Genomic DNA, 13,933 nt, shown 5'->3' with positions numbered 1-13,933 from the left:
GCGATCGTGGGCTTCGAGATCGGCCTCCTAACTCGCCGCCGCCAGTGGCGCGCCACCTTCGATGTGCGCGAGCACCGCCTCCGCGTCACGGACAAGCGTGTCGCGAACACCATTGTCCGGCACCCGCTGCGCCCGGTCGACGAACTTTCGTAGCTCCTTGACCGCCTTCACGTCGTTGCCGCCTGCTTCGGCCTTGCGGGCCTTGGCCAGTTGCGACGACAGGGTCACGTAGTCCGAAAGCGACAGTCGGTTGCTCGACCGGAACCGTTCGATCAGCTGATCGATGTCACGCAGCGACGTGGTGGACGCGAACGCCACCGACTGTTCGGCGACGTTGCCTGCCACGTCGGTGGCGGTCACCGTCAGCGAGTGCAGCCCGAGTGGCAGCGTGTGCAGCGGCACCGTGCTGCCCGAGCTGATCAGCTGCCCGTTGAGCGTCGCGGACTGTTCCGCCAGCCCCGAGGTCGCGTCGGAGGCCAGCCACGTCACCACCAGGTCCGTGGCATCGCCGTAGACCCGGCCGTCCGCGACACCGGAGACCATCACCGTCGGCTTCGTGGCGTCGATCTTGATCGTCGCCGCCTTGTCCGACTCGACGTTGCCTGCCACGTCGACCGCACGGTAGAGCAGCGTGTGCTCGCCGTCGCCGGTGACCACGACCGGTTCGGTGTAGGTGGTCCACTCACCACCGTCGAGGCTCCACTCGACACGGTCCACACCGGAACCGGAGTCGGCCGCGGTGAGGGTCACCCCGACCTCGCCCTGGTGCCAGCCCGCGCTGCCGGGTTCGGCGAAGGTCGCCTCGGTGACCGGTGCCGTGACATCCAGCTCCTTGATCTGGATGTCGCGGAACCACACGTCGTCGCCGTTGCCGTGGTTCTGGATGCCGATGTGGCCCTGCGACAGGTCCCGGTTGGGGTCGGTGCTCACGAAATCGTTGATCAGGGTTCCGTTCAGGTAGACCTTGATCGTCTGGCCCTGCACCACGATCTCGTAGGAGTTCCATTCACCGGGCGGGTTGAGCGCCTCGTCCCGCGCCGCGATGTCGGCCGACTGGAAGTCGTAGATCGCGCCGGTGGTCTTCTCGGGTGCGTCCGTGGCGTCGATCTGGATCTCGTAGCCCTGGTTCACCGCGATCCACGGGTCGTTGCCCGGGGCGGGGAACCCGACGAAGACACCGGAGTTGTCATCGCCTGCCATCTTCCAGTCCAGCTTGAGGCTGTAGGCCCCGAACTCCTGCTCGAACCAGTACAGGCCCATTCCGCCGACCGACCGGATCGTGCAGTCCGCCTCGAACTCGAAGGAGCCGGGACCGGCCTGCCGCCAGCCGTCCATACTCGCCTCGGTGCCGTCGAAGAGCATCTGGTAGCCCTCCTCCGGCGATGTGGGGTCGCACGACGGTGGCGTGCCCGGTTCGGCGACACCGCTGCCGGTGAACCGGAGGGCGTCCACATCGAACAGTCCACCGGAGCCGGTTCCCTTGAACACCAGGTAGAGCGGCACCGTGCCACCCGGGTCGGTGACCGGGACGGGGTCGATGTCGACGTAGTTGTCGAAGCCGCCGGTGTTGCTGACGGCGACCGTGTGCAGCACGGGCCCATCCGGTGCGCCGGAACGCAGCTCTATAGTGCCGCCCGCGCCACCGGAGGACACCCGGTAGCCGATCGAGGAGATGCCGGTGAGGTTGGCCGGATCGAACGAGATCCAGTCACCGTCGTCGATGTAGCCCACCCGCTTGCCGCCGCTGGCGCCCGCGGCATCGACAACCTGGATTCCGTTGTGCTCGGTGAAGAACTCGGCCTGCTTGAGCTTGGGCTGCAGGATGCTCTCATCCGAGCCGGTCAGCGCCGGTACCTCGCCGGCACCGTTGTCGGTGTAGCTGGCGTTGATGACCCCGAACACGTTCGCGTCCAGGCCATGGCCCTCGTCGGCCGGTGTGGTGATGACGCCCTCGCAGCCGGTGGCCCGTGACAGCGGGTGGCCGTGGTTGTCGTGGCCGAGGATGTACTCCACTGTCACCTTTGAACAGTCGATGTCACCGTCCTCAGGGTCGGTCACTGTGACCCGGAACGGCACCGTGTCACCGAAACCGAAGAACCCACCGTTGACCGGTGTCTCCAGTGTCACCGTCGGCGCGGTGTTGCCCACAGTGATCACCAGGCTCGCCGATCCGGTGAGACCGGTCTCGTCGGTCACCGCCAGGTGCGCCGAGTACTGGCCCGGTTCGGTGTAGGTGTGGGTCAGCGGTCCTGTCTCGGTGGAGTCGACCGTGCCGTCACCGTCGAAGTCCCACGCGTAGGTCAGTGGGCCACCGTCGGGATCGGTCGCCGTCGCCTCGAAGTCGACCTCCAGTGGCGCGGGACCTGACGTCCGGTCGGCGGTCAGGTTCACCTGCGGGGTGCGGTTTCCCTTGGTGTAGTCGATCCGGTACACCGCCGAGTCCGCCGCGCCGCCGAAGTACCCGCCGCCGTAGTCGAGAACGTAGAGCGAACCGTCCGGACCGAACTCGATGTTCATCGGCCGCCGCAGCTGCATGGACTCGAAGAACGGCTCGATGGCACCACGTTCGCCGTCCGCCCCGACCTCGATCGTGTTGATCCAGCCGCGGTCCCACTCGTAGGCGAAGTTCCTGCCGTCGTAGAACTCGGGGAACTTCGTCACGAAGTCCAGTTCGGCGTCGTAGTCGTACACGGGTCCGCCCATGGGGGACTCGCCACCGGTGTCGAACTCGGGTACGGACCCGCCGTCGTAGGGAATCCAGGCCGGCTGGGCAGGCGGTAGCTCGGCCAGCCCCGTGTTGTGAGGACTCTCGTTGCGTGGCGCCGCGCAGTCGAAGGCCTCGCCCGACGTCCCGGTGGCGAAGTCGTAGTCGATGAAGGGCTGGTTGTCGCCCACGCAGTAGGGCCAGCCGAAGTTGCCAGGTTCCTTGATGAGGTTGAACTCGACCGTGCCGGCAGGCCCACGGTTCGGGTTCGCCGAACCGGCGTCAGGGCCGTAGTCGCCGAGGTAGATCCAGCCGGTCTCCTTGTCGACAGCAAAGCGGAACGGGTTACGGAAGCCCATCGCGTAGATCTCGGACCGGGTCTTTTCGGTCCCGGGCGCGAACAGGTTCCCCTCGGGAACCGTGTAGCTGCCGTCGTCCTGCACGGTGATACGCAGCAGCTTGCCCCGCAGGTCGTTGGTGTTGCCGGACGCGCGCTGTGCGTCGTAGACCGGGTTGCGGTCGCTGCGCTCGTCGATCGGGGTGTAACCGTCCGAGGCGAACGGGTTCGTGTCGTCCCCTGTGGACAGCAGGAGGTTACCGGCGCCATCGAAGTCGATCTCACCGCCGGCGTGGCAGCAGATCCCCCGATCGGCGGGCACCTGCAGGATCTGCTGTTCGCTGGCCAGATCGAGGGTCCCCGAGTCGGTCAGCTGGTACCGCGACAGCTGGTTGTAGCCCTTGAACGGCTCGAAGTCCGCGGGGGTACCGTTTTCCGGTGCGTCACCGCCCGGGGTGTCCAGTCGTGGCGCATAGTAGAGGTAGACCCAGCGGTTGTTCGCGAAGTCCGGATCGATCGCGATGCCCTGCAGACCGTCCTCGTCGTGGTTGTAGACGGGAATCGTCGCCGCGAGGCTTGTCGTGGCATCCGGCGTGGTGAGGAAGACCCGGCCGTCCCGGGACGTGTGCAGCACCCGCCGGTCCGGCAGTACCGCGAGCGCCATCGGCTCGCCGGTCGCGGCTTCGCCCTGCGCGAGGGTGATCTGGTCGAAGTCCTCATCGGACGGTTGGCCGGTGCCGGGGTCCTCGGTCGAGCAGTCGCCGTCGGCGAGTCCTGCGGCATACTGGATGCCACCGAGCAGATGTTGCAGGAACTCCGGTTCGCTGTAGGACTCGGTGGTGTGTCCGCCGCCGGTGTACCAGGCGCGGCCGCCACTGTTCTCGTGGCACCAGGCGATCGGATGGTCGCCCATGGCACCGTTGCCGGGGCTGTAGCTGGACTCGTCGAGCGAGGCCAGCACGTGGACGTCCTGCCGCGGGTTCTCGCGGAAGTTGTACCACTCGTCGGTGCGGTTCCACTGGTACGGAAGGCTTGCCGTTGAGGGATGCTGGCGATCCTCGACGTTGACCGTGGCAGGCTGGATCTGCGGGTGCGACTGGAAGTAGGCCCCGACGAGATCGCCGTACCAGGGCCAGTCGTACTCGGTGTCGGATGCGGCATGCACGCCGGCATATCCGCCGCCTGCGGCGACGTAGCGTTCGAAGGCGGCCTGCTGATCGGCGTTGAGGACGTCGCCGGTGGTGGAAAGCCACACCACGGCGTCGAACCGGGCGAGGTTGTCGTCGGTGAACGCCGCGGCGTCTTCGGTCGCCTCCACCGTGAAGTGGTTGGCGGCCCCCAGTTCCTGGATCGCGGCGATGCCGGTGGGGATGGACTGGTGCCGGTAGCCGGCGGTCTTGGAGAAGACCAGCACGCTGGCCGTCTCATGTGCGGCCTCCTGGCTGGTCTCGGCGACCGCGCTGGTCGCGAAGGTGCCGAGACCAGTACACAACGCCAGTGCCGCAGCGGCGAAACGCCGCACATGTCGAGGAGATCTGCCGTCTGCGGTGGTACTACTGCTTCGTCGCACTGGTACCTTTCTCCTTGTTGTCAGGCGAAAGGCCCTGTGACTATGGGGGTGTCACAGGGCGGCTGGCCTGTTCCTCACTTCATGTCGTCCACCTGCGTCCAGCGCGCGCCTTCGGCCGCACTGCGTTCGACTGCCGCGAGCACGCGCTGCACGCGTAGCCCGTCGGCGAAACCGGGCTGTGGTGACGTGCCTTCGCCGATAGCCCTGAGGAGATCGGCGATCTCGTGTGTGAAGGTGTGCTCGTAGCCGAGCCCATGGCCGGGCGGCCACCATGCCCCCACATAGGGGTGTTGTGGTTCCGTGGCCACGATGCGGTGGAAACCGGCTGTCTCGCCAGGCTCGTCCCCGTCGTAGAACCACAACTCGTTCATCGACTCGAAGTCGAAGGCCAGACTGCCTCGCGAACCGTTGACCTCGATCCGCATCGCGTTCTTGCGGCCGAGCGCGTACCGGGTCGCCTCGAACGTGGCGACCGCGCCCGAGGACAGCCGCCCGGTGAACACGGCGCAGTCGTCGACGGTCACGTCCTCGTCCGCGCCGTCGGCGCCACGGCGGTGCGGCACGAACGTCTCCACGAAGCCGGACACCCCGGTGATGTGCTCACCGGTGACGAACTGGGCAGCGTCCACAATGTGCGCACCGATGTCGCCGAGCGCCCCGGATCCGGCCTGCTCCTTGCGAAGCCGCCAGGTCATCGGCGCCGTCGCGTCGGAGAGCCAGTCCTGCAGGTACACGGCCCGCACATGCCGCAGCTCGCCGAGCCTGCCCTCGGCGACGAGCTGACGGGCGAGTGAGAGCGCCGGCACCCTGCGGTAGTTGAACGCGACCATCGAGCGCACCCCGCGTGCCTCGGCGCGGGCGGCCGCCTCGGCCATCCGCTCGGCCTCGGCGACAGTGTTGGCGAGGGGCTTCTCGCACAGCACGTGCTTGCCCGCTTCCAATGCAGCGATGGCGATCTCGGCGTGCGTGTCGCCGGGCGTGCAGATGTCGACCAGGTCGACATCGTCGCGCCGCACCAGCTCACGCCAGTCGGTCTCCACCGCAGCCCAGCCGAAGCGGTCGGCGGCCTCCTTGGCCCGCTGCTCGTCCCGCCCGCCGAGCACCACCATGCGCGGGGTCAGCGGAACGTCGAAGAAGCGGTGTACGTTGCGCCATGCGTGCGAGTGGACCGCCCCCATGAAGGCGTGCCCGACCATGGCGATGCCGAGCGACTGTGCACTTTCGGTCACGAGTCGAACCCGACATCCATGTAGTTGTCCACATTCTCCCTCGTGACGACCGCGGAGTAGGTCTTGACCTCGGCCGGGATCTCGTGTTCGGCGAGGTCGCCGAGCCCCTTGTTCTGACCGAGCAGGCGTGCCAGCGAGATCGCCGAGGACGCCATGGACGGGCTGTAGAGGACGGTTGCCCGCACCGGGCTCGACTCGTCCTTGATCAGGTTCATCATGTTCCGTGACCCGGCCCCACCGACCATGAAGAAGTCGCTGCGACGCGAGCTCTCGATGGCAGCGACCACGCCGATGCCCTGGTCGTCGTCGTGGTTCCACAATGCGTGCAGCGTCTGCGCACCCTGCAGCAGGTTGGCGGTCTGCCGCTCACCGGACTCGGTCGTGAACTCGGCGGCGACCCGCGGTCCCACGCTGAAACCGTGCTGCTGCAACGAATCACGGAAGCCCTGGCTGCGCTCCTGCGTCAGCGGCAGTGAGTCGATGCCGGCGACCTCCCCGATCACCGGGTTGCCGATGTTCTGGCGCTTCAGCTCCTCGGCGATGTAGTTGCCCGCGTTGACCCCCATGCTGTAGTTGTCGCCGCCGATCCAGGTGCGATACGCCAGCGGTGTGTCGAAGATACGGTCCACATTGACCACTGGGATGCCGGCGTCCATGGCCTGCCTGCCGACCTGGGTGAGCGCCTTACCGTCGAACGGCAGGATCACGAGCACATCGACGCCCCCGTTGATGAGGGACTCGACCTGTGCGATCTGCTGGTTGACGTCGTTGGTGCCCTCGGTCGCGTTCAGCGTGACGTCGGAGAACTGCTCGGCCTGGGAGCGTGCGTTGATGGTCATCGCCGCCATCCAGCCGTGGTCAGCGGCCGGTGCCGAGAAGCCGATCGTCACCGGCTGACCCGGCTCGGAGTTGGCTCCCTGTCCCGAGTTGGCCTGCTGCGGCTGGTCCGCCTGCTGCTGCGGCTCGTTGGACGTGCATCCGGCGAGCACGGCGCCGGCACCGATCCCGGCCGCACCGAAGAGGAATCCGCGACGCGCTAAGTTCGTTCTCATCATGACTGGCTCCCGGTCGGTTGGGTCGGTTGGTTCCCGGTTTCGGCTGGTGCTGAGGGTTTTCCCCTGCGGCGGCGCAGTGTCGTGTGCTGCAACAGCACGGCGCCGACGATGATCGCGCCCTTGGCGATGTTCTGGATGTCGGTGTCGAGGTTGTTCTGGGTGAAGATGCTGTTCAGCACGGTGAAGATCAGCACGCCGATCAGCGTGCCGACGAGGCTGCCGCGGCCGCCCGCGAGCAGGGTGCCGCCGATGACCACCGCGGCGATCGCGTCCAGCTCGTAGAGCAGCCCGTTGGTCGAGGCACCGGTGGTGGTCCGCGCGACGACGATCATCGCCGCGATACCGCAGCACAGACCGCTGATGCCGTACACGATGGCGGTGTGCAGCTTGACGTTGATACCGGAGAGCCTGGCCGCTTCGGAGTTGCCGCCGATCGCGAACGTGCGCCTGCCGAACGTGGTGCGGTTCAACACGATCCAGCCGACGACGAAGACCACCGCCAGGATGATCACCAGCACGGGGATGCCGAGGAACGAGCCGCGGAAGAAGTCGGTGAAGCCGGTCTCGGTAACCACCTGCGTACGCCGGCCGCTGAGACGCTCGGCAAGGCCGCGCGCCGAGGCCATCATCGCCAGCGTCATGATGAAGGGCACGACCTTGCCGTAGGAGATCAGGAATCCGTTCACCAGGCCACAGCCGAGCCCGACCAGCATTGCGCACAGCACCATCACGAACGGCCCGTATGCCTGCGTCGCCAGGGTGGTCATCCACACGCTGGCGAGCGCGACCATCGACCCGACCGACAGGTCGATGCCACCGGCGATGATCACGAAGGTCATCCCGACGCTCACCACGCCGATCGCGGCGGCCAGCCGCAGCATCGTGGAGATGTTCTCCTGGGTGAGGAACGTGTCGGGCCGGGTGATGAAACCGATGAGGCACAGCAGTGCCAGCACGCCGCCCAGCCCGAGCAGGCGCACATCCACCCGCACCGGACGGAACCTGCCGCCGGGTGTCGTCGAGCGCACCGGCGGCATGTCGAGTGCCTTGGTCACGCAGCACTTCCTTCGTTACCGCGAAGTCCGCTCATGCAGCACTTCCTTCCTTACGCAGATCTGCGTGCAACACAGCGCCTGCGCGCTCTCTGGTCGGCCCAGCGCCGCGAAATCCGGTCACGCAGCACTTCCTTCCATGACCATGTCCAACACATCACCTTCCGTCAGCTCGTTGGCCGGCCGGTCGGCCAGCACATCGCCCTCACGCAGCACCAGGACGCGGTCCGAAAGGCCCAGCACCTCGGGGATCTCGCTGGACACCAGCACAATGGCGACACCGCTGCGCGCGAGCTCGTGGATGAGCCGGTACAGCTCGGCGCGGGCACCGACGTCGACGCCGCGGGTCGGTTCGTCGAGGAGCAGCACCCGGCAGCCGTGCACGAGCCAGCGCGCCACCACGGCCTTCTGCTGGTTGCCGCCGGAGAGAGTGCTCACCAGCCGCCACGGATCGGCGGGCCGAAGGTCCAGTTTCTTCAACGTAGCCAAGGAATCCCGCAGCTCCCGGCCGCGTTGCGAGAAGCCGAGCGTGCTGTAGCCGGGCAGGCTGGCGAGTGTGACGTTGTGCGTCACCGACATGTCGAGCAGCAGGCCCTGGCTCTTGCGTTCCTCCGGCGCGAGCCCGACACCGGCGCGGACTGCCGAGGCCACATTCCCCGGTCGCAGCACCTTGCCGGCCACCGACACCGTTCCGGCGTCGGGCCTGCGGGCGCCGAAGATCGTTTCCAGCACCTCGCTACGCCCGGCTCCGACGAGCCCGGCGAGCCCGACGATCTCCCCCTCGCGCACGGAGAAGGTCACGTCACGGAACTCTCCCTGCCTGCTGAGCCCGCGCACGTCGAGCAGCACCTCGCCGAACTCCACCGCCGTCTCGCCCGCCTCGCGGAAGGCGGTCTGCACCTTGCGCCCGGCCATCATGTCCACGAGCTCGGACGTGGCGGTGTGCTGCGCGTCGAGGTTGGCCGCCACGGTGCGCCCGTCCTTGATCACCGTGACGCGGTGGCCGATGCGCCGGATCTCCTCGAGCCGGTGGGAGATGTAGACCACCGCGACGCCCGCGGTGGTCAGCTCTTCGATAGTGCGGAACAGGTTGTCGACCTCGTCGCTGGCCAGCGCCGCGGTGGGCTCGTCGGCGACGATGAGCTTGGCGTCGTGCGCCAGCGCTCTCGCCATCGACACCAGTTGCTGCCCGGCGGCCGAGAGCCTGCCGACCTCGGCATCGGGCGAGATCTCGGGGTGGCCGAGGCGGTCGAGCAGCGCGGCGGCCTCGGCGCGGGCCACGGCCGGCCGGGTGAAGCCGTACCGGGCACGCTCGTGGCCGAGGAAGATGTTCTCCGCCACCGACAAGCTGGGAATCAGGTCGAGTTCCTGGTACATCGTGGCGATGCCGCGCTTGAGAGCCGCGACCGGCGACGGCAACGTCACCTGCTCACCACGCCACACGATCTCGCCCGCATCGGGCTGATGGGCTCCGGCCAGCGTCTTGATGAGCGTCGACTTGCCGGCGCCGTTCTGTCCGAGCAGGCAATGGACCTCGCCGGCGCGCACCGCAAGATCGACACCGTCGAGCGCCCGGACACCGGGGAACAGCTTGACGATGCCTCGCATCTCGAGCAGAGGAGTGTCACCCTCATCAGCGCTTGCCGCGTGCAGACTTAAATCCACATCAGCCCCACTTCCTCTTATGACATGCAAAAGTAGAGTGACGCCCGACACCCGTCAAGAGATGTTGCGAGCTCGTGAACAACTACCTGCTGTCACAGGGGCACCGTCGACCGGCGCGATCAGGGCTTCTACCAGGGAAAATGGGGAAACGGGCAGCGCTCGACGGACCTGCACCGGGAAGAGGCCCCACCCGGTGCATCGATAAAGGTTCGGACCTCCACTAGCGGGCGCACCGCCGGGAGAGCTCGTCGACGCGATCGAGCTCCTTGCTCGTCAGCCGGATCTGCATGGCCCCGGCACTCTCCTCGGCGTGACGCGGCTTGGACGCGCCGGGGATCGCGACCACGGTGTCGCCGTAGAAGGTGGTGAGCCAGCTCAGCGCGACCTGGCCGACCGACACGCCGTAGGCCTTCGCGATCGCGCGGAGCTCATCGATGAGCGGAGCGGTGCGCCGCAAGGTCTTCTCCGTGAAGCTGCCCAGCAGCCGCCGCGTCCTCGGCAACGCCGCGAGCAGGCTGGGATCTTCGTGGAACTTCCCGGTCAGCAAGCCACTACGCAAGGGCGACATGGCGATCAGCGTGATGCCGAGCTTCCGCGCGGACTCCAGCACGCCGTTGCGTTCGATGCTGCGCTCCAGCAGGTTCACCTGCAGCTGGTTGGACGCCAGTGGGAGCCCGTGCGCTCGCAGGACCTGGCTCGCCCGTTCCATCTGGCTCGCCGAGAAGTTGCTCACGCCGACCGCGGCGATCGTGCCCATGCGACTCAGCGTCGCCATCGCGCGAACCTGCCTGGCAATCGGGGAGAAGCTGCCATGCGGCATGTGGATCTGGTGGAGCGCGATGGGATAGCCCTGCAGGCTGGTGATCCGGTCACCGATGGTGCGGCCGATGCTCGCAGAGGTGCGCAGCAACGGCGTCCATTTCGTGGCGATTGGGGTGTCCCCCGGCGCGACGTCGAGTTCGCGCAGCGCCGTGGTGAGCGCTCGCTCCGATGCCCCTTTCCCATACATCTCAGCCGTGTCGAACCAGCCGATGCCCCCTTTGAGCGCGGTCCGCACCACCTCGGTGACGGTCTCCTGGCCGATCGGCTTGTAGAACCCTTCGAGCAGCCCTGGACCTGCGAACTGCATGCAGCCGAGCCCGATCGGCGTGATCTCGATGTCGGTGGCACCGAGCCTGCGCTTCACCATGACAAACACCCTCTCGTCCAGTAGTGAGACAATGCTATCTCATTTTCAGACGCTATCGTCATGGTAGGCCGAGCGCGAACCGTACAGTTTTGCTTAACGTTTGTGCAGAATTGATCGCTTGTGCTGTCCATACTGCGCGGCGACGATAGGCAGCGTGAGCGATCAACTGCTGACCTCGGGCGCCACTTCAGCTGACAAGAAGAGCGATGCCCGCAAAGCAGCCACGGCAGCCGGCATCACCGTGACACTGTGGGCCTCGGCATTCGTCGCCATCCGCGATGTCGGACATTCGCTGTCTCCGGCGCCGATGGCGCTGGCCCGGCTCGCGGTCGCCGCCGCCGCACTCACGGTGGTGGTCATGGTGCAATCGTCGAGACGGCGCGCCCTGCGCAGTGCGCCGTCTCGACGAGCACTGGCGCTGATCGCAACGTATGCCGTGCTGTGGCTCGCCGGGTACACCGTCGCACTCAATGCCGCCGAACAGCACGTCGACGCCGGAACCGCTGCGCTACTGGTGAACCTGGCTCCGCTACTGGTGGCCTTCGGTGCCGGACTGTTCCTCGGCGAAGGTTTCCCGCGGCCACTCATCGCGGGCTCCGTTGTGGCACTGGGTGGGGTCGCGATCATCGCGTTGGGTTCGTCCACCCACTACGACTGGCTCGGCATCGTGCTGTGCGCGCTGGCCGCCGTGCTGTACGCGACCGGCGCGATGATCCAGAAGGTCACGTTGCGGCATGTCGACGGCCTCACCGCGATCTGGCTCGGCTGCCTGGTCGCGACCGCGGTACTTCTGCCGTGGGCGCCGCAGCTGATCAGCGAGCTGCAGACGGCGCCGGCCAGCGCCGTCGCCGGAGCCGTCTACTTGGGAGTGTTCCCGACCGCAATCGGCTTCGTTTCGTGGTCCTACGCCCTTCGTCGCATGGACGTCGGTCGGCTCACCGCGACCACCTACGCCGTTCCAGCGGTGTCGGTCCTGCTGTCCTGGTTACTGCTCGGCGAAACGCCGACCGCCTTTGGGCTTGTTGGTGGCGTGATCTGTCTTATGGGGGTGGCGATTTCGCGTCGTCGGTCCTGAACTGGGTGGCGTTCTTGAGTTTCAAGCACGCCTTCGGCGTCCCGTGTGAAACTGTCGCTCCAGGGGCTGGGTTGGTCTCACTGTCCACTAGCGACAGTTCCCCACGGTTCGGGTATCGTGGTCAAGCTTCCTTGTAGTGGTCTACCTGGTTCGGTATGATGGACCTTGTGGGGAATTCCTTGCGAGACCAACAAATTCTGGCCCGGATTGAGGGTCTTAATCGGCTCAAGATGTGGGCTGACGCCTCGTTGCATCGGGCCATTGAGGAGTTCGACGACTCTCGCGGGCATTCTCCCGATGTGACTGCCGAGTTGGCCTTGGTGTTGTCAATGACTGAGCAGCGTGCTCGGCGAGTCGTGGACCTGTCTACTGCTCTGGTTCATCGGTTGCCGCAGACTTTGGCTGCTATGGAGTCCGGTGTCCTCGATTCTTTCGGGCTTCGAAGGTTGCTGCGGCTACGGCTTGGTTGAATGACTCGCAGGCCCGGGAGGTCGACTCGACCGTCGCCCCTCGCCTTGAGGGCAGGAATCCTCAGCAGGTGCGCCGGGTTGCCACCTACTGGGCAATGAAAACCGATCCGGACGGCGCGGCTCAACGGGCCGACCACCGTCGGGCTGAGCGGTCGGTGCAGTTGCTGCCTGGTGACGACGGGATGTCCACATTGCTCGCCGATCTGCCCGCCGAGGTTGCTTCATCCGCCTACGCTCGCATCGACCGGATGGCCCGCACCCTGCGCGGCACCAACGAATCCCGCACCCTCGACCAACTCCGCGCCGACGTGTTCGCCGAACTCCTGCTCGGCTCTCACACCGAACGTTCCGGGGCGAAGGCCGACGTGCACGTCTACGTCGATCTCACCACCCTGGCCGGGCTGAACGACAACCCCGCCCAGTTGGCGGGCTACGGTCCGGTTCCCGCTTCGGTGGCACGGGAAATCGCCCACCAGCCCTCCTCCACCTGGCGGCGGATCGTTACCGATCCCCTCACCGGGTCGCCGATCGACGTGGGACGGCGCCGCTACCGCCCACCCGCCGTCACCGACGAATTCGTGCGGGTGCGAGATCGCGAATGCCGCTTCCCCGCGTGCCACCGCCCCGCGCACTTCGGCGACAACGACCACCACACCCCCTGGAACCGCCACGGCAACACCGACCACACCAACCTCGTCAACTACTGCCGCCGCCGCCACCACCGGCTCAAAAACCGGCCCGGGTGGACCTACCACCTACACCGCGAAACCGCCGCCGTCACCGTCACCACACCCAGCGGCTACACCTACACCAGCGAACCCGAACCACTCCACGACCCACCACCCTTCTGATCGTCGGCCGGTGGTTGCACCCTGACGCGTGTGAGGCATAGTCTTTGTCCGTGATCACCGGGACGGCTCGACGCCATACACGGAAAGGCGACCCGGTGGTGAGCTGATCGCATCGTGGGCGCACAGATCGCGCCCGGAACGTTCGTCGCGTGGCCCTCCTCGACAGCACGCTCGTGCCAAACAATCCAGCCACGTAGACGAAACGATAGCGAGAACAGCCAGATGACAGTCACGTTCAACCACACCATCATCGCTGCCAAGGACCGCAACGAGTCGGCACAGTTCTTCCGCACGCTCTTCGAGTTGCCGGAAGCGCCGTCGTGGGGACCGTTCACCAACATCCAGCTCTCCGACGGCGTCCTACTGCAGTTCGCCGAACCTCCGGTGGAAATCCAGATGCAGCACTACGCATTCCTGGTCGACGACGACCTGTTCGACCGGGCCTACCACAGGATCCGCGCAGCCGGCATCGAGCACTGGGCGGACCCACAGATGACTCGTCCCAACGAAACCAACACCGAGCACGGCGGACGAGGGGTCTACTTCATGGACCCCGCAGGTCACGCGATCGAAATGATCACCCGCCCCTACCTCTGATCGGCGAAGTCGGCCCTTGCGCCGCGACCCGAAACACCAGGTTGCGGGGCAAGGGTCGACACCGTGACCCCGAATGTCCACAGAAGACCGCTGGCGAGACCGGATCGAGCCCGACCAACGTGACTTCCAGGCACGCGGC

At 66.6% G+C, this 13,933-nt stretch carries 9 protein-coding genes; 3 read left to right on the top strand and 6 right to left on the bottom strand.

Features of this window, described 5'->3' with window-relative positions; all coding sequences use genetic code 11:
* Positions 1 to 27 precede the first annotated feature (27 nt).
* From ABZ863_RS15310 to ABZ863_RS15285, 6 genes are all read right to left on the bottom strand, one after another.
* Positions 28 to 4,563, bottom strand: a complete 4,536-nt coding sequence (locus tag ABZ863_RS15310; RefSeq protein ID WP_358535571.1) for a ThuA domain-containing protein — start codon at positions 4,561 to 4,563, stop codon at positions 28 to 30.
* 122 nt (positions 4,564 to 4,685) lie between these two features.
* The gene (locus ABZ863_RS15305; RefSeq protein ID WP_358535569.1) at positions 4,686 to 5,840 is read right to left on the bottom strand and encodes a Gfo/Idh/MocA family oxidoreductase; all 1,155 of its coding nucleotides are present in this window, start codon (positions 5,838 to 5,840) and stop codon (positions 4,686 to 4,688) included.
* The gene (locus ABZ863_RS15300) at positions 5,837 to 6,895 is read right to left on the bottom strand and encodes a substrate-binding domain-containing protein (protein ID WP_358535567.1); all 1,059 of its coding nucleotides are present in this window, start codon (positions 6,893 to 6,895) and stop codon (positions 5,837 to 5,839) included. Before ABZ863_RS15300 ends, ABZ863_RS15305 begins: the two co-directional genes overlap by 4 nt.
* A complete protein-coding gene (locus tag ABZ863_RS15295; protein ID WP_358535710.1) occupies positions 6,892 to 7,932 on the bottom strand; it encodes an ABC transporter permease in 1,041 nt (346 codons plus the stop codon). Before ABZ863_RS15295 ends, ABZ863_RS15300 begins: the two co-directional genes overlap by 4 nt.
* Before the next feature lie 135 nt (positions 7,933 to 8,067).
* Entirely contained in the window at positions 8,068 to 9,555 is a 1,488-nt protein-coding gene (locus ABZ863_RS15290; protein ID WP_358535565.1) for a sugar ABC transporter ATP-binding protein, read from the bottom strand.
* A 277-nt stretch (positions 9,556 to 9,832) separates the two neighbouring features.
* Complete coding sequence (locus ABZ863_RS15285) at positions 9,833 to 10,801, bottom strand: aldo/keto reductase (protein WP_358535563.1); 969 nt, start codon at positions 10,799 to 10,801, stop codon at positions 9,833 to 9,835.
* A gap of 154 nt (positions 10,802 to 10,955) precedes the next feature.
* Here ABZ863_RS15285 and ABZ863_RS15280 point away from each other — a divergent pair, with 154 nt between their 5' ends.
* The 3 genes from ABZ863_RS15280 to ABZ863_RS15270 all read left to right on the top strand — a co-directional run bounded on the left by ABZ863_RS15280 (position 10,956) and on the right by ABZ863_RS15270 (position 13,794).
* Entirely contained in the window at positions 10,956 to 11,876 is a 921-nt protein-coding gene (locus tag ABZ863_RS15280; protein ID WP_358535561.1) for a DMT family transporter, read from the top strand.
* A gap of 538 nt (positions 11,877 to 12,414) precedes the next feature.
* The gene (locus tag ABZ863_RS15275; protein WP_358535559.1) at positions 12,415 to 13,197 is read left to right on the top strand and encodes a DUF222 domain-containing protein; all 783 of its coding nucleotides are present in this window, start codon (positions 12,415 to 12,417) and stop codon (positions 13,195 to 13,197) included.
* Positions 13,198 to 13,419: 222 nt separating this feature from the next.
* Positions 13,420 to 13,794, top strand: coding sequence for a VOC family protein (locus ABZ863_RS15270; RefSeq protein WP_358535557.1), 375 nt, complete (start codon positions 13,420 to 13,422; stop codon positions 13,792 to 13,794).
* Positions 13,795 to 13,933: the final 139 nt, after the last annotated feature.

The organism is Saccharomonospora sp. NPDC046836, assembly GCF_040645195.1.
Lineage (GTDB): Bacteria > Actinomycetota > Actinomycetes > Mycobacteriales > Pseudonocardiaceae > Prauserella_A.
Note: the sequence above shows the minus strand (reverse complement) of the source record. Positions and strands in the feature narration are given on the sequence as shown.